The organism is Streptococcus mitis (assembly GCF_946190065.1).
In the GTDB taxonomy this organism is placed as follows: domain Bacteria; phylum Bacillota; class Bacilli; order Lactobacillales; family Streptococcaceae; genus Streptococcus; species Streptococcus mitis_DE.
On the sequence record NZ_CAMHZD010000014.1, the window covers coordinates 40,405 to 58,139 of the forward strand.

Consider the following 17,735-nt stretch of genomic DNA (forward strand, 5'->3'; position numbering starts at 1 on the left):
TGCTACAATAGAGCCATTAGAGGTGTTTTGAATCCCACGTTTTACAGAAAGTGGCGGTGCTGAGAAGTCCACAAATGTGTCAAAACTAGTTGCTAATGGATGAAAAATTGAAATAAAAGTGTCTTTTTATTTTAAAGACGAGAGTTGCGGGCTTGGCCCGAAATTGGGTGGTACCGCGGATAAACACATTCGTCCCTGTCACGTAGATGGCAGGGGCGATTTTTTGTGTCTTAGGCAAAGGAGGTTGTTATGAAACAATCATTTAAAACTAATAAACTATACTATGGCTTTCCTGTTTTTATTTTAGGATATCAAGATCAGAATTTTGGATATAACATCACGACCTGTAGTTCCTCTTATAGTCTAGGAGATTGGATTGTGATTGGAGTCGTTGCGAGAGAGAATGTTGCAGAGCAAATTAAACATTATCAAAAATTTACTGTGAATATTCCTGATGAAAATATCATGCTCGAGATGGAGCAGGCTGGTTTTATCAGTCATCAGGAGAAATTGGAACGTTTGGGAGTGCATTATGAAATTTCTGAACGAACTCAGGCACCGATTTTAGAGGATTGTCCAGTCGTTTTGGATTGTCAGGTAGATCGGATTATCGAGGAAGATGGAATCTGCCATATCTTTGCTAAGATTGTTGAGCGACTTGTTGACCCAGAACTTTTGGATGAAAAGGGGCATTTTAGAAATGAACTGTTTGCCCCAACATATTTCATGGGAGATGGATATCAGCGCGTCTATCGTTATCTGGACAAGCGTGTAGATATTAAGGGGAGCTTCATCAAAAAAGCGAGGAAGAAGGATGACAAGAGCTGAGTTACCAGAACGATTAGAAACCGAACGACTCGTCCTACGAGTTCGTACAGTGACTGACGCTGAAGATATCCATGCCTATGCTAGTTTGCCAGAGGTCGCCTATCCAGCAGGCTTTCCTCCAGTCAAAACCCTTGAAGATGAGGTTTACTATCTGGAGCATATCCTTCCAGAACGCAATCAAAAGGACAATCTCCCAGCTGGCTATGGGATTGTCGTCAAAGGAACCAATAAAGTCATTGGTTCTGTTGATTTCAACCATCGCCATGCGGATGATGTGCTAGAGATTGGCTATACCTTGCACCCAGACTACTGGGGTCGAGGCTATGCACCAGAAGCAGCGCGAGCTTTGATTGACCTAGCTTTTAGAGAACTAGGTCTTCACAAGATTGAGCTGAGTTGTTTTGGTCACAATCTCCAAAGTCAACGAGTCGCAGAAAAACTTGGATTTATTCTTGAAGCTCGCATAAGAGACCGTAAAGATATTCAAGGAAACCGCTGTGACAGTCTGATATATGGCTTGTTGAGGAGTGAGTGGGAGGTGAATTGATGCATCTTTTCATCATTGGTGCTCCGGCCTCAGGGAAAATGACCATTGGTCAAGAAGTGTCTCGACTGACGGATTCTACCCTCTTTTATAACCATCAAGCTATCGATTTTGCACTAGAAATCTATCAGGATTATACAGAGGAGATGTGGGAATTTGTTCGTGGAATTACCTTTTCTTTCCTTGGAGCAAGTGCAAGAAATCAGAGATCAGTAATTTTAACTGACGTAATTGATTTTTCAAATCAGTACCAGCTGATGTATTTAAAGCAAATTCAGAATTTGTTGGATGATTATCATCAAGATATTCTTTTTGTTGAGTTGGAAACAAGTCTTGAAGAGCGCATACGTCGAAATCGAACGGAGAATCGATTAAAGCACAAACCCTTAAAACGACATATTGAGGTATCTGAAAGAGAAATTTTAGAGACTGCTGAAACACTTCAATTAAATTCTCAACATCAACCAAATGAGTTGCACCACTACTTTAAAATAAATAATACGAATTTATCAGCAGAAGAAGCTGCTAAGCAAATTCAAAATAAAATGAACAAAATAGAGAAAGGACAAACACATGTCTAAAGAACTTTCACCTAAATACAATCCAGCCGAGGTTGAGGCTGGTCGTTACCAAAAATGGCTTGACGCTGATGTTTTCAAGCCTTCAGGAGACCAAAAGGCTAAGCCTTATTCAATCGTCATTCCGCCACCAAACGTAACTGGGAAACTTCACCTTGGTCACGCTTGGGATACGACTTTGCAAGATATCATCATCCGTCAAAAACGCATGCAAGGTTTTGATACGCTTTGGCTTCCTGGTATGGACCACGCTGGTATTGCGACTCAGGCTAAGGTAGAGGAGCGCTTGCGTGGAGAGGGCATCAGCCGCTATGACCTCGGTCGTGAAAAATTCTTGGAAAAAGTCTGGGAATGGAAAGACGAGTATGCCACTACCATCAAGGAACAATGGGGCAAGATGGGGCTCTCTGTAGACTATTCTCGCGAGCGTTTCACTCTTGACGAAGGTTTGTCAAAAGCTGTTCGTAAGGTCTTTGTGGACCTTTACAAGAAAGGTTGGATCTACCGTGGTGAATTTATTATCAACTGGGACCCAGCAGCTCGTACAGCTCTTTCTGATATCGAGGTGATTCACAAGGACGTTGAAGGTGCCTTCTATCACATGAACTACATGTTGGAAGACGGCTCACGCGCCCTTGAAGTTGCGACAACTCGTCCTGAGACTATGTTTGGGGACGTTGCGGTTGCGGTCAATCCAGAAGACCCACGCTACAAGGATTTGATTGGTAAAAATGTTATTCTTCCAATCGCTAATAAATTGATCCCAATCGTTGGGGATGAGCACGCAGACCCTGAGTTTGGTACAGGTGTCGTGAAAATCACGCCTGCCCACGATCCAAACGACTTCTTGGTTGGCCAACGCCACAACTTGCCACAAGTTAACGTCATGAACGACGACGGAACTATGAATGAGCTTGCCTTTGAATTTGCAGGTATGGACCGTTTTGAAGCTCGTAAAGCAGTCGTTGCTAAGTTGGAAGAAATCGGTGCCCTTGTTAAAATCGAAAAACGTGTCCACAGTGTTGGTCACTCAGAGCGTACAGGTGTTGTGGTCGAACCACGCTTGTCTACTCAGTGGTTCGTCAAGATGGATCAATTGGCCAAAAATGCTATTGCTAATCAAGATACAGAAGACAAGGTAGAATTCTACCCACCTCGTTTCAACGATACCTTCCTCCAATGGATGGAAAATGTCCACGACTGGGTAATCTCTCGTCAGCTCTGGTGGGGTCACCAAATCCCTGCTTGGTACAATGCTGAGGGTGAAATGTACGTCGGTGAAGAAGCTCCAGAAGGTGACGGTTGGACTCAGGACGAAGATGTCTTGGACACTTGGTTCAGTTCTGCCCTTTGGTCATTCTCAACTATGGGCTGGCCTGATGTCGATTCAGAAGACTTCAAACGTTACTTCCCAACTTCAACCTTGGTAACAGGTTACGACATCATCTTCTTCTGGGTGTCTCGTATGATCTTCCAATCTTTGGAATTCACTGGTCGTCAGCCATTCCAAAATGTCCTTATCCATGGTCTTATCCGTGACGAGCAAGGACGCAAGATGTCTAAGTCACTCGGTAACGGGATTGACCCAATGGATGTCATCGAGAAATACGGTGCCGATGCCCTTCGTTGGTTCCTTTCAAATGGTTCTGCACCAGGACAAGACGTGCGCTTCTCTTACGAGAAAATGGATGCTTCATGGAACTTCATTAACAAAATCTGGAACATCTCTCGCTACATCCTCATGAACAATGAAGGATTGACCCTTGAGCAAGCAACTGCCAATGTCGAAAAAGTTGCCAACAAGGAAGCTGGAAATGTCACAGACCGTTGGATTCTCCACAACCTCAATGAAACCATCGGAAAAGCTACTGCCAATTTTGATAAGTTTGAATTTGGTGTCGCTGGACACATCCTCTACAACTTCATCTGGGATGAGTTTGCGGACTGGTACGTTGAATTGACTAAGGAAGTCCTTTATAGCGACAACGAAGAAGAGAAAGTCATCACACGCTCTGTTCTCCTTTACACTCTGGACAAGATCCTTCGTCTCCTTCACCCAATCATGCCATTTGTGACAGAGGAAATCTTTGGACAAATCTCAGAAGGCTCTATCGTGACAGCAGAATACCCAACTGTCAACCCAGCCTTTGAAGACCTTGTTGCCCACACTGGTGTGGAAAGCCTCAAAGACTTGATTCGTGCCGTTCGTAATGCGCGTGCTGAAGTAAACGTAGCTCCAAGCAAGCCTATCACCATCCTTGTTAAGACTAGCGATAGTGACTTGGAAGCCTTCTTTAACAGCAATGTCAACTACATCAAACGCTTCACAAATCCAGAACACTTGGAAATCGCATCAACCATCCCTGCACCTGAACTCGCTATGTCAAGCGTCATCACAGGAGCAGAAATCTACCTGCCGCTCGCAGACCTTCTTAATGTCGAAGAAGAGCTAGCTCGTCTCGACAAGGAACTCGCTAAATGGCAAAAAGAACTGGACATGGTCGGCAAGAAGCTCTCTAACGAACGCTTCGTAGCCAATGCCAAACCAGAAGTCGTCCAAAAAGAACGCGACAAACAAGCCGACTACCAAGCTAAATACGATGCGACCGTAGCACGTATTGATGAGATGAAGAAGTTGGTGAAATAAACATAGAAACACGGTGATGAGCCGTGTTTTTTTGGTATAATAGTCTTACTAGAGTTTAAAAAGGATAAATTATGATTAATGTAATTGATTTATTTTCTGGGGCTGGAGGTTTAACCTTTGGTTTTCAGAAAAAAATTGAAAATAATGTTTTTGTTTCTAGAGAAGATTTTAATATTCGATTTGCTAATGAGTTTAATTCTGATGCTGCTGAAGCATTTAGACAAAATTATCCAAAGATTACCATGATAGAAGATGATATTGCGAATATTGATAAATTATTTTTGAAGAAAAATGGAATCAATTTTAAAGGAGTTGATTTAGTTATAGGTGGTCCACCATGTCAATCATTTAGCACGGTTGGCAAGAGACAGTATGATAAGAGAGCAAAAATGTACCGTGAATATAGAAGGATACTTTCATTTATCCAACCTAAAATGTTTGTTTTTGAAAATGTTTATGGTTTGTTAACCATGAAAAACGAGCAAAATGGACCAATTATTCGAAATGTAAAAGAAAGTTTTAAAGATTTATCTAGCTTTGGAGATGTTCATGGATATAAAGTTTATACAAAATTACTTAATGCTAAGGATTACGGTGTTCCACAAAATAGAGAACGCGTCTTTTTGATTGGTGTAAGAAATGATTTAAATATTGAGTTTGAATGGAGTTTTCCAGAAAAGTGTACTTCTGAAAATCCCTTCAATTTAAGAGATGCTATTGGAGATTTACCTAGTTTAGGAAATAATGACAGAGCGGACCAATATGTGGAAGATCCACAAACAGATTATCAAATTTTAATGAGAGGTAATCAAGATCAATTATTTAATCATGTAAGTCGTAATCATGGACAAAGATTGCAGAAAATTATGGCTGTACTTAAGGAAGGACAAGGTAAGAATGATATAAATAGAATGGTAGAAGATGGATTGTTAGATAGAGAACTATATTTAACCTCAGGATATCGTAATACTTATGGTCGATTGTGGTGGGATAGACCTTCAACAACCATAACAAATAATTTATCAACACCATCTTCCTTACGGTGCATTCATCCTAGTCAAAATAGAGCTTTGACTGCAAGGGAAGGTGCAAGAATACAGTCTTTTCCAGATAATTATAAGTTTGTCGGAGGTCTACAAGCAATTAATACCCAGATTGGAAATGCTGTTCCTCCAATTTTAAGTATTCATTTAGCTAATAGAATAAAAGATTTCTTTGAAGAAAATAATTTGTAAAAAGGAATTAATATGTCAGAAAAAAATACAATACAATTCAATTTTTCATACTATGCTTTGAATTTACTTGGTAAACAAATGTATACTAATAGATGGAGTGCTATTTCTGAACTTGTAGCAAATGGATTAGATGCTGGTGCAACAAATGTAAAATTATATATTAATTCTATTAATAAGAAAAAATCTATTTTGGAAATAATAGATAATGGAAGTGGCATGTCTTATAATGACTTAGCTACAAAATATGCATTAATAGGCAGGAATAAGCGTTTGTCTGAAAATGAATTGTCAGATAAAATTAAAGGACGCAAGGGGATAGGTAAACTAGCTACGTTATTTCTATCTAAAAAGTACTATATTGTTTCAAAAAAAGCGGGTGTCACAACTGCATGGATGTTAGATTCAACTGATAAAAATGATAATGATGTTCCAGAGTTAATAAGAGTAAATGCTTCGGAAGTTGGAATTGAAAATAGAGAATTATGGGAACAATATGATACAGGAACTCTTGTTAAATTAGTAGATGTGAATATGTCAGGATTTGCTGAGACAAAATTCGAATCTTTAAAACTTCGCTTGGCTGATTACTATCTTTTAGATAATATTAATGCTGGGATAGAAGTTGCCTATATAACAGATTCTCGGCAAAGAAGAACATTTGAAAAAGTAGAGAAAAAAATAGCGTTCAAAAACTTTTTTGCCTTTTTTGAAAATGATTTAGAAAATAATTTATCCAATAAGTTATCGAAAAGTGTACTAATTCCAAATAGCAAATATCCTGAGTTTAGGACCAAACGTAGGGATGTTGTCAAATTTTCAAAAGAAGATTTTAAAAATATAGAAGGTAGAGAAAGGTTCATAACTACTTCTGGAAAATCTAAGTTTTTTCCTTATGAATTAAAAGGTTGGATTGGTATCCATTCGACAATAAATACAAATGAGGCTAGGCAAAATGATCCAAATTTTGTAAAAAATGATGTTCACAAACCTAACAGGTTGAAATTATATGTCCGTGATAAGTTAGCAGTGGAAAATTTTCTTGAGTATTTAGATAATACTCAAGCTATGAGAGTCTATTTAGAAGGAGAAATATCCTTCGATATCTTGGATAATGATGAACTTGAAGATATTTCAACATCCTCTCGTGAAGGATTTTCAAGAGAAGATGAACGAGTTAAGCTACTAATTAATATTTTGAAACCAATTATTAGTAAGTTAATTAGTGAAAGAAATAAAATTGCTACGCAAATTAGTGCTGAAGATCGCATGGAAGATGAAAGAAAACTTGAAATAGAGAGGGAAGAAAGAAGGAAAGAAAGAGAGGCTCGACGACAGGAAGAAAGAGAAAAAAGAATAGCTGAACAAAAGGTTGAGATACTGGAACAAAAAAATGAACACTTGATAGAAACAAATGATCAATTAGAAACACAAAATACCCTTCAAAAAGTAATGTTACAAGAAAAAGATCCAGAAAAACAGGAATTATTTGTTCATGAATTAAATACAATTAGCGATAACTTAGTTTATACAATTAGTGATTTAGCTGAAGATTTTCGAAAAACTAATGAATATGATAGAGTCAGTGAATATATTATTGATTTTAAAAGAAGTGCGGATCGTCTTAGTACTATAAAAAGACAGTTTTTGAAATTAGGTACTTATGATTTAATAGGTAAGCAACTAATTGATATTAAGTCATATTTAAAGAGCTATCTTAAGGTTAGTCCACATAGAAACAGGATTATTGATGAGATAGGTCCTGGAGAATATGGAAAAGAAATAGATGTTTTTGAGTTTGCAATTTTAGTAGACAATTTAATTTCAAATGCTATTGATAACGGTGCAACCTTTATAAAGTGTTCTTTTTTAGATAATGAAAATAAATTTGTTATTAGCTCAGACACAGCACCAATAAAGATAGAACCTATTGAAAAGATATTTGACCTAGGAATCAGTTCAAAAAATTTTGGAACAGGTGTCGGATTATATTTGGTTAAAGAAATTTGTGACGAGTACAACTGGGAAATATATGTATCGCAAGATGCATTAACTGTTAATTTTGAAATAAAAATGGGGTAACTGAAATTGAGAAATGAAGTGAGAGTAATTTGGCTAGAAGATTCTATAACTGGTGCGAATAGAAGGTCTCATCAGGGAAGAGTTGAAGCGGTAGAACAACATATACAATCTAAGGGATACCAACCTATTATCAAAGTTGTTACTAATATTAGTGAAGCAAAAGACTTATTGACGACAAGAGGTGGGGAACAACGATATGACTTTTTTATTTCTGACTTTGATTTAGGGGGAGGAGTAGATGCTGAAAAGGGTTTAGATTATTTAGTTGAAGTGAGAAAATCAAAAAATTATAAGCGTTTTTTTGTATTATATTCTCGAAATGAGTATTCAACAATATCTCAAAAAGTTGTTGAAAAATTGCAAGATGAGAATAATATTAACCTTTTTACTAATTTTTCATTTATATCTATTGCGGTAGATGATAAGAATTCGGTTGAAGATGTTAAACAGAAATTTAAAGATTCTATAGATATTGGATTAGCTAGATGGGACGAATTAAACGCTATTCGAGGAATGTATATGTGTGAACATGCTGAGATCGAATATCATTTAAGAGAAAAAGGGATAGCTGGCAAGTATGATGAACAGATAGGTTATTTTTGTACAAAAGAGAATATTCCTCAAGATATTCATACATTGTGGAATGAACAAAGAAAGATTCGAAACGCTTTAGCACATGTTAGGGAAGCATTTGATCATAGAAAAAAATGCTTCTATATTGTATCTAATGAAGATCCCAGGATAAAAATATTTGAAAATGATTTAGATACACACAGAAGTAAGTTAAGAGATTTGAGAGAGAAACTAGATTTATAGAAGTAGGAAGCTGTATAACAAACTTAGTCAATTTGCTTCTATATCTCCACCTCACGATGCCATCGGCTGGGTAGCAAAGAAATAAAAAGTCCTGTCACTTTCTCCCATTTAACCTTTGACTATTCTGCAAAATTATCGTAAAATAAAGAGTAAATGATAAAATGAGGTCAGAGTCTGTTCGCTCTGGCGATAGTAGTATAAATGAGGAGAAACGCTTTGGAATTAGAAGTATTTGCTGGGCAAGAAAAAAGTGAACTATCTATGATTGAGGTAGCGCGTGCTATCTTGGAACTTCGTGGTCGCGATCATGAGATGCATTTTAGCGATCTTGTAAACGAAATTCAAAACTACCTTGGAACATCAAACAGCGATATCCGTGAAGCCTTGCCTTTGTTTTACACAGAGTTGAACTTTGACGGTAGCTTCATCTCACTTGGAGACAACAAATGGGGTCTTCGTTCATGGTATGGTGTGGACGAGATTGACGAAGAAATTATCGCTCTTGAAGAAAATGACGACGATGAAGTAGCACCAAAAGCTAAGAAAAAACGCGTCAATGCCTTCATGGATGGTGATTCAGATGCTATTGACTACAATGCAGATGATCCAGAAGACGAAGATGCATACGAAGCAGATCCAGCTCTTTCATACGATGATGAAAATCCAGATGATGAGAAAAATGAAGTGGAAGCTTACGATGCAGAAATTAACGAGATTGCCCCTGATGACTTGGGTGAAGACGTGGATCTCAACGAAGAAGACGACGAGTTTTCAGATGATGATACTGAAAACATCGAGGAATAAAAATTAGCTATTGACAATTATCCTATTTTTAGGTATCATATTGTTCGGGCACCTCTTTTAGAGGTCGGGGCTCCCTAGTTCTTAGGGAGCTATTTTTGTTTTTTCAAGAAGTTATTTTCTTGTATTTTAGTTGTGAATCTGGTGCAGTTGTCCCAGATTATTCTTATTAGTAGGGTCTTGTTTTCTATGTCCCCTCGTAGTTGACAAGACCTTGAGCATTTTAGAAAGAGGAATCTATGTCAACGAAATATATTTTTGTAACTGGTGGTGTGGTATCGTCTATTGGGAAAGGGATTGTCGCAGCGAGTCTGGGCCGTCTCTTGAAAAATCGTGGTCTCAAAGTAACCATTCAAAAATTTGACCCTTATATCAATATTGATCCGGGAACTATGAGCCCTTACCAGCACGGAGAAGTCTTTGTGACAGATGATGGAGCTGAGACAGATTTGGACTTGGGCCACTATGAACGTTTCATCGATATCAATCTCAACAAATATTCCAACGTGACAACTGGTAAAATTTACAGTGAAGTTCTTCGTAAGGAACGTCGTGGAGAATACCTTGGGGCAACTGTTCAGGTTATCCCTCATATCACAGATGCTTTGAAAGAAAAAATCAAGCGTGCCGCTCTAACGACTGATTCTGATGTCATTATTACAGAGGTGGGTGGAACAGTAGGAGATATCGAGTCCTTGCCATTCTTAGAGGCTCTTCGTCAGATGAAGGCAGATGTGGGGGCGGATAATGTTATGTACATCCATACAACCTTGCTTCCTTATCTCAAGGCTGCTGGTGAAATGAAGACCAAACCAACTCAACACTCTGTAAAAGAATTGCGTGGATTGGGAATCCAGCCAAATATGTTGGTTATTCGTACAGAAGAGCCAGCTGGTCAAGGAATTAAAAATAAACTGGCCCAGTTCTGTGATGTGGCACCAGAAGCCGTTATCGAATCGTTGGATGTTGAACACCTTTACCAAATTCCATTGAACTTGCAGGCACAAGGTATGGATCAAATTGTCTGTGACCATTTGAAATTAGACGCACCAGTAGCAGATATGACAGAATGGTCAGCCATGGTGGACAAGGTCATGAACCTCAAGAAACAAGTTAAGATTTCCCTTGTTGGTAAGTATGTGGAGTTGCAAGATGCTTATATCTCAGTGGTCGAAGCCTTGAAACACTCTGGTTATGCCAATGACGCAGAAGTTAAAATCAATTGGATCAATGCCAATGATGTGACAGCAGAGAATGTGGCGGAACTCTTGTCTGATGCGGACGGAATCATCGTACCAGGTGGTTTTGGCCAACGTGGTACTGAAGGGAAAATTCAAGCCATTCGCTATGCGCGTGAGAATGATGTTCCAATGTTGGGAGTCTGCTTGGGAATGCAGTTGACATGTATCGAGTTTGCTCGTCACGTTTTGGGACTTGAAGGTGCTAATTCTGCAGAGCTTGCACCAGAAACAAAATACCCTATCATTGATATCATGCGTGATCAGATTGATGTTGAGGATATGGGGGGAACCCTTCGCTTGGGACTTTATCCATCTAAGTTGAAACGTGGCTCTAAGGCAGCGGCTGCTTATCACAATCAAGAAGTGGTGCAACGTCGTCACCGTCACCGCTATGAGTTTAACAACGCCTTCCGTGATCAGTTTGAAGCAGCAGGCTTTGTCTTCTCAGGTGTTTCTCCAGACAATCGTTTGGTAGAAATCGTGGAAATTCCAGAAAATAAATTCTTTGTAGCTTGTCAGTATCACCCTGAACTGTCAAGCCGTCCAAATCGTCCAGAAGAACTCTACACTGCCTTTGTGACTGCAGCAGTTGAGAACAGTAATTAGCAAGACCAAAACCTTTGAGAACAATCTCAGAGGTTTTTTGCTTGCATATTTAGGATATGAGTTGCAAAATAAAAACATAGTGATATAATTAACATAACAACGACTAAGGAGGAACTACAATGAAAAAAATCACATTATTTGGTTTGTCTCTAGCTGGTCTAGCTTTACTGGCTTTTCCTCATTCAGGGCAGGCATTTGAACTTAAAGAAGAATGGGTTGTTAAGTGTGGAGTACAGTATCAAGATGGCAAGATTCTTCGGTTTAATAATGGTCATGAAGTGGATATTAAAGTCTTGGATTTGCCAAAAACCGAGAAAATCGAGTGGACGGTCAGTCTCAATGGTCAAGATCAGACAGTCAATTTTCTAGGCCAAGAAAAGGACAAGTCTATGATTGGTGTCGAGGGACGTTACCTGAATTTCTATGTTCCATATGGCTATAGAGGAGATATCAAGGTAGAAGCCAAGAGCGGAAGCGAAGTGAAGACCTGGTCAACGAAAGTTGTGGATGATATTCATAATGATAGTGGAAAGAGAGGCTACTATCGTATTGAAGAATCAAATGATCAATACACTTACCTCGGTGCTAAATGGGATTATCAAACCAAGACTTACACTGCTACATTACCAGAGACTGTCAATGGTCAAAAAGTCTTTGCTTGGGCAGACTATGGCAATGGCGAGTTGAAGCTTGAAAAACTAAAAATTATCAGTCGTAAATATGATGGAGGATCTTTCAAAGAACTTTATCCGATTGTAAAAGCCGAAAGCTGGCTAAAATCAAACCAAAACTGGTACTATCAAAAACAAGGTCAATTAGTGCAGAAGGATTGGGTTAAGGACAAGGGAACTTGGTACTTTATGAATGATCAAGGGGTCATGTTCAATAAAACTTGGCTCTATCAAGGTAGCAACTGGTATGCCTTTAAATCATCAGGAGCCATGATTACGAGTGATTGGCTTTACGACCAAGGCAAGTGGTACTATTTATCAACTTCAGGAGCTATGAAAGCAAGCGCTTGGGTTTATGACAAGGGAGAATGGTATTATGTAAGTTCTTCTGGTGCCATGCTAGCGAATGATTGGGTCAAAGATAATGGCAAGTGGTATTATCTAGCTTCATCAGGTAAGATGCTTCGCAATACCTACACACCTGATGGTTACTACGTTGGTAACTCAGGTGCCTGGCAATAAGAATCATACCCTTCGAAAATCTCTTCAAACCACGTCAGTGTCGCCTTACCTACAACCTCAAAACCGTGTTTTGAGCTGACTTCGTCAGTTCTATCTACAACCTCAAAGCAGTGCTTTGAGCAACCTGCGGCTAGCTTCCTAGTTTGCTCTAGTATAAGAAGTCCTTTTCCTTAAAGGAAGAGGCTTTTTACTTGTTTTCTGTTGCTTCCTCATTTGTCCTAAAGCCTTTTTTGTGTTAAAATGAAGGGTATGAAAGCTAAAAAAATGTGGATGGCAGGCTTGGCTCTGCTTGGTATTGGAAGCCTTGCCCTTGCTACGAAAAAAGTTGCAGATGACCGTAAGCTCATGAAGACTCAGGAAGAGTTGACAGAGATTGTGCGAGATCATTTTTCAGATATGGGGGAAATTGCGACCCTCTATGTTCAAGTTTATGAAAGTAGTCTGGAGAGCTTGGTTGGTGGCGTCATTTTTGAGGATGGCCGTCATTATACCTTTGTCTATGAAAATGAAGACCTGGTCTATGAGGAGGAAGTCTTATGATACAACCAGCAAGTTTAGAAGAATTGGCATCTTTAGTAGAGAAAGATGGCAAAAAAGTCTTTCTTTTTGTGGCAGACTGGTGTGGTGATTGTCGTTATATCTATCCTGCCTTGCCAGAAATTGAGGAGACCAATCCAGAGTTCACCTTTATTCGAGTGGACCGAGACCAGTATATGGATTTAGCAAAACTCTGGGATGTTTACGGGATTCCTAGTCTTGTTGTTCTAGAAAAAGACAAGGAAATCGGTCGTTTTGTCAATCGTGACCGTAAAAGCAAGGAACAAATCAATGACTTTTTAGCAGGACTGAAATAGGAGAAAAGAGAAATAATGATTTTTACATATAACAAAGAACATGTCGGCGATGTCCTTATGCTCATCGTGAAAAATAGCGGAGATGCCAAACTGGACGTGGAGCGCAAAGGCAAGGTAGCTCGTATTTTCCTCAAAGAGAATGGGGAAACAGTAGCTTGGAATATTTTTGAAGTTTCAAGTTTATTTGAAATTGCAGAGCGCGGTCAAGTCTTTTTGACAGATGAGCAAGTTGCTCGTTTGAACCAAGAATTACAAACGGAAGGTTTTGCAGAAGAAATTGTTAATGACAAGGAACCTAAGTTTGTTGTTGGTGAAATTGTCGAGATGGTAGCTCATCCAGATAGTGACCACCTCAACATCTGCCAAGTGGCAGTCGCAAGTGACAAGACAGTGCAAATCGTTGCAGGGGCTCCTAATGCACGTGTCGGGTTGAAAACCATTGTGGCTCTTCCTGGAGCTATGATGCCCAAAGGCAATCTCATTTTTCCAGGCGAACTTCGTGGCGAAAAGAGTTTTGGTATGATGTGTAGCCCTCGTGAATTGCATTTGCCAAATGCTCCGCAAAAACGTGGGGTGCTTGAATTATCAGAAGACCAAGTTGTCGGAACTCCCTTTGACCCAGTGAAGCACTGGACTGCCTAGGAACTTGTCAGTATCTGATAGACCAGATAGAAGGAAATAAGATGGCAAAAAATGTTGTGATTACAGGAGCGACATCAGGAATTGGTGAAGCGATTGCGCGTGCTTATCTGGAGCAGGGGGAGAATGTTGTTCTAACAGGGCGACGGACAGACAGATTAGAGGCTCTCAAGTCAGAGTTTGCAGCAACATATCCAAATCAAACAGTTTGGATCTTTCCACTGGATGTGACGGATATGACCATGGTCAAGACTGTCTGCTCTGATATTCTAGAAACAATAGGGAGGATTGATATCTTGGTCAACAACGCTGGACTAGCTCTTGGCTTGGCTCCCTATCAAGACTATGAAGAATTGGATATGCTGACCATGTTGGATACTAATGTCAAAGGTTTGATGGCAGTCACTCGCTGTTTCTTGCCAGCAATGGCAAAAGCCAATCAAGGACATATCATCAATATGGGCTCAACCGCAGGAATTTATGCCTATGCCGGTGCCGCTGTTTACTCAGCTACCAAGGCAGCAGTTAAGACCTTTTCAGATGGTCTGCGAATTGATACCATAGCAACAGATATCAAGGTGACAACCATTCAGCCTGGAATTGTCGAAACAGATTTTTCTACGGTACGTTTTCACGGTGATAAAGAACGAGCTGCGACGGTTTATCAGGGAATAGAAGCCTTGCAAGCTCAGGATATTGCAGACACAGTAGTCTATGTGACCAGTCAACCTCGCCGTGTGCAGATTACAGATATGACCATTATGGCCAATCAACAGGCGACAGGTTTCATGGTTCATAAAAAGTAAAAAATTTTCTCGAAAAGTTACAAATATCTGTAACTTTTTTTGATTTCCTACGAATAGATAAGTAGGAGGAAGAAAATATGTATAATAAAGTTATCTTGATTGGACGCTTGACGTCTACACCAGAATTGCATAAAACCAACAATGATAAGTCAGTTGCGCGAGCAACCATTGCTGTGAATCGTCGTTACAAAGACCAAAATGGTGAACGCGAAGCTGACTTTGTCAACATTGTCTTATGGGGCAGATTAGCAGAAAGCTTGGCAAGCTACGCAACTAAGGGTAGTCTTGTTTCAGTTGATGGAGAACTACGTACCCGTCGCTTTGAGAAAAACGGTCAAATGAATTATGTGACCGAAGTTCTCGTGACAGGATTCCAACTCTTGGAAAGTCGTGCCCAACGTGCCATGCGTGAAAATAATGCAGGCCAAGACTTGGCGGATTTGGTCTTGGAAGAGGAAGAATTGCCATTTTAATACTCTTCGAAGATCTCTTCAAACCACGTCAGCTTCACCTTGCCGTAGGTATAGGTAACTGACTTCGTCAGTCTTATCTATAACCTCAAAACCATGTTTTGAGCTGACTTCGTCAGTTCTATCTACAACCTCAAAGCAGTGCTTTGAGCAACCTGCGGCTAGCTTCCTAGTTTGCACTTTGATTTTCATTGAGTATAAACATTGAAAAGTCTGAGTTGGTCTCAGGCTTTTTATCTTGAAAAAGTCAGACTTTTTTCTTGACTATTTTTGACCAAGTGATACAATAGAACTATGAATTAGCACTCGAATATAAAGAGTGCTAATGATATCTATCTCATTATGGAGGAAAGCAGATGTTGAAACCATTAGGGGACCGTGTGGTCTTAAAAATCGAAGAAAAAGAACAAACTGTTGGAGGCTTTGTCCTTGCAGGCTCAGCCCAAGAAAAAACAAAAACAGCTCAAGTTGTGGCTACTGGACAAGGTGTTCGTACCTTGAACGGTGACTTGGTTGCTCCAAGTGTTAAAGCTGGAGACTGTGTCTTAGTTGAAGCCCACGCAGGTATTGATGTCAAAGATGGTGATGAAAAGTACATCATCGTAGGCGAAGCTAACATCTTGGCTATCATTGAAGAATAGAAGGAGAAAGTAAGTATGTCAAAAGAAATTAAATTTTCATCAGATGCCCGTTCAGCTATGGTCCGTGGTGTCGATATCCTTGCAGACACTGTTAAAGTAACCTTGGGACCAAAAGGTCGTAATGTCGTTCTTGAAAAATCATTCGGTTCACCCTTGATTACCAATGACGGTGTGACCATTGCCAAAGAAATCGAATTGGAAGACCATTTTGAAAATATGGGTGCCAAATTGGTATCAGAAGTAGCTTCTAAAACCAATGATATCGCAGGTGACGGGACTACGACTGCAACAGTCTTGACCCAAGCTATCGTCCGTGAAGGAATCAAAAACGTCACTGCAGGTGCCAATCCAATTGGCATTCGTCGTGGGATTGAAACAGCAGTTGCTGCAGCAGTTGAAGCCTTGAAAAACAATGCTATTCCTGTTGCCAACAAAGAAGCTATCGCTCAAGTTGCTGCTGTCTCTTCTCGTTCTGAAAAAGTCGGTGAGTACATTTCTGAAGCCATGGAAAAAGTTGGCAAAGACGGAGTCATCACTATCGAAGAGTCACGTGGTATGGAAACAGAACTTGAAGTTGTGGAAGGAATGCAGTTTGACCGCGGTTATCTTTCACAGTACATGGTGACAGATAGCGAAAAAATGGTAGCTGACCTTGAAAATCCATATATCTTGATTACCGACAAGAAGATTTCAAATATCCAAGAAATCTTGCCACTCCTAGAAAGTATTCTCCAAAGCAATCGTCCACTCTTGATTATTGCGGATGATGTGGATGGCGAAGCTCTTCCAACTCTTGTTTTGAACAAGATTCGTGGAACCTTCAACGTAGTAGCCGTTAAGGCACCTGGTTTTGGTGACCGTCGCAAAGCCATGCTTGAAGACATTGCCATCTTGACAGGCGGAACAGTTATCACAGAAGACCTTGGTCTTGAGTTGAAAGATGCTACAATTGAAGCACTTGGTCAAGCAGCGAGAGTAACTGTGGACAAAGATAGCACGGTTATCGTAGAAGGCGCTGGAAATCCTGAAGCGATTTCTCACCGTGTTGCGGTTATCAAGTCTCAAATCGAAACGACAACTTCTGAATTTGACCGTGAAAAATTGCAAGAACGCTTGGCAAAATTGTCAGGTGGTGTAGCAGTCATCAAGGTCGGAGCTGCAACTGAAACTGAGTTGAAAGAAATGAAACTACGCATTGAAGATGCCCTCAACGCTACTCGTGCAGCTGTTGAAGAAGGAATCGTTGCAGGTGGTGGAACAGCCCTTGTAAATGTTATCCCTGCCGTAGCTGATTTGGAATTAACAGGAGACGAAGCAACAGGACGCAATATTGTTCTCCGTGCTTTGGAAGAACCTGTTCGTCAGATCGCCCACAATGCAGGATTTGAAGGCTCTATCGTTATCGATCGTTTGAAAAATGCCGAGCTTGGTACAGGATTCAATGCAGCAACTGGCGAATGGGTCAACATGATTGATCAAGGGATTATCGACCCAGTTAAAGTGAGTCGTTCAGCCCTTCAAAATGCAGCGTCTGTAGCCAGCTTGATTTTAACAACAGAAGCAGTCGTAGCTAATAAACCAGAACCAGCAGCTCCGGCTCCAGCAATGGATCCAAGCATGATGGGCGGCATGATGTAAGCTTTCTATAGAAAAGAACTTATAAAAAATACAAAAGGAGGGAATGTGAACTGCACCCCAAAAGTTAGACATAAAAATCTAACTTTTGGGGTGTTTTTATTATGAAATTAACTTATGAA

At 39.9% G+C, this 17,735-nt stretch carries 17 protein-coding genes; all 17 read left to right on the forward strand.

Going from position 1 to position 17,735, the window contains the following annotated elements; genetic code table 11:
- Positions 1–249 precede the first annotated feature (249 nt).
- Positions 250–828 carry a flavin reductase family protein gene (locus OCF96_RS07275; protein ID WP_049515942.1) on the forward strand — a complete coding sequence of 193 codons (579 nt, stop codon included), beginning with the start codon at positions 250–252 and terminating at the stop codon, positions 826–828.
- A complete protein-coding gene (locus OCF96_RS07280; protein ID WP_261014322.1) occupies positions 815–1,375 on the forward strand; it encodes a GNAT family N-acetyltransferase in 561 nt (186 codons plus the stop codon). Before OCF96_RS07275 ends, OCF96_RS07280 begins: the two co-directional genes overlap by 14 nt.
- Positions 1,375–1,953, forward strand: coding sequence for an AAA family ATPase (locus tag OCF96_RS07285; RefSeq protein ID WP_261446815.1), 579 nt, complete (start codon positions 1,375–1,377; stop codon positions 1,951–1,953). Before OCF96_RS07280 ends, OCF96_RS07285 begins: the two co-directional genes overlap by 1 nt.
- Positions 1,946–4,597, forward strand: coding sequence for a valine--tRNA ligase (locus OCF96_RS07290; protein WP_261446816.1), 2,652 nt, complete (start codon positions 1,946–1,948; stop codon positions 4,595–4,597). Before OCF96_RS07285 ends, OCF96_RS07290 begins: the two co-directional genes overlap by 8 nt.
- A 71-nt stretch (positions 4,598–4,668) precedes the next feature.
- Positions 4,669–5,832, forward strand: coding sequence for a DNA cytosine methyltransferase (locus OCF96_RS07295; RefSeq protein ID WP_084927043.1), 1,164 nt, complete (start codon positions 4,669–4,671; stop codon positions 5,830–5,832).
- 12 nt (positions 5,833–5,844) lie between these two features.
- A complete protein-coding gene (locus tag OCF96_RS07300; protein WP_084927044.1) occupies positions 5,845–7,911 on the forward strand; it encodes an ATP-binding protein in 2,067 nt (688 codons plus the stop codon).
- 18 nt (positions 7,912–7,929) lie between these two features.
- A complete protein-coding gene (locus tag OCF96_RS07305; RefSeq protein WP_261446817.1) occupies positions 7,930–8,727 on the forward strand; it encodes a hypothetical protein in 798 nt (265 codons plus the stop codon).
- A gap of 216 nt (positions 8,728–8,943) precedes the next feature.
- Positions 8,944–9,531, forward strand: coding sequence for a DNA-directed RNA polymerase subunit delta (rpoE, locus tag OCF96_RS07310; RefSeq protein WP_000418409.1), 588 nt, complete (start codon positions 8,944–8,946; stop codon positions 9,529–9,531).
- A 236-nt stretch (positions 9,532–9,767) separates the two neighbouring features.
- Entirely contained in the window at positions 9,768–11,375 is a 1,608-nt protein-coding gene (locus tag OCF96_RS07315) for a CTP synthase (protein ID WP_261032666.1), read from the forward strand.
- A 119-nt stretch (positions 11,376–11,494) separates the two neighbouring features.
- Complete coding sequence (locus OCF96_RS07320; protein WP_261044161.1) at positions 11,495–12,568, forward strand: N-acetylmuramoyl-L-alanine amidase family protein; 1,074 nt, start codon at positions 11,495–11,497, stop codon at positions 12,566–12,568.
- A gap of 240 nt (positions 12,569–12,808) precedes the next feature.
- Positions 12,809–13,108 (forward strand): DUF4651 domain-containing protein, encoded by a 300-nt coding sequence (locus tag OCF96_RS07325; RefSeq protein WP_261446818.1) that lies wholly within the window; start codon positions 12,809–12,811, stop codon positions 13,106–13,108.
- Positions 13,105–13,422, forward strand: a complete 318-nt coding sequence (locus OCF96_RS07330; protein ID WP_172928074.1) for a thioredoxin family protein — start codon at positions 13,105–13,107, stop codon at positions 13,420–13,422. Before OCF96_RS07325 ends, OCF96_RS07330 begins: the two co-directional genes overlap by 4 nt.
- 15 nt (positions 13,423–13,437) lie before the next feature.
- A complete protein-coding gene (gene ytpR, locus OCF96_RS07335) occupies positions 13,438–14,064 on the forward strand; it encodes a YtpR family tRNA-binding protein (protein ID WP_261446819.1) in 627 nt (208 codons plus the stop codon).
- A gap of 41 nt (positions 14,065–14,105) precedes the next feature.
- Positions 14,106–14,867, forward strand: coding sequence for an SDR family NAD(P)-dependent oxidoreductase (locus tag OCF96_RS07340; RefSeq protein WP_261446820.1), 762 nt, complete (start codon positions 14,106–14,108; stop codon positions 14,865–14,867).
- Positions 14,868–14,944: 77 nt separating this feature from the next.
- A complete protein-coding gene (locus OCF96_RS07345; RefSeq protein WP_261446821.1) occupies positions 14,945–15,340 on the forward strand; it encodes a single-stranded DNA-binding protein in 396 nt (131 codons plus the stop codon).
- A 353-nt stretch (positions 15,341–15,693) separates the two neighbouring features.
- Positions 15,694–15,978, forward strand: coding sequence for a co-chaperone GroES (groES, locus tag OCF96_RS07350; protein ID WP_261044157.1), 285 nt, complete (start codon positions 15,694–15,696; stop codon positions 15,976–15,978).
- Positions 15,979–15,993: 15 nt separating this feature from the next.
- On the forward strand, positions 15,994–17,616 hold the full coding sequence (groL, locus tag OCF96_RS07355; protein WP_084927048.1) for a chaperonin GroEL: 1,623 nt from the start codon (positions 15,994–15,996) through the stop codon (positions 17,614–17,616).
- Positions 17,617–17,735: the final 119 nt, after the last annotated feature.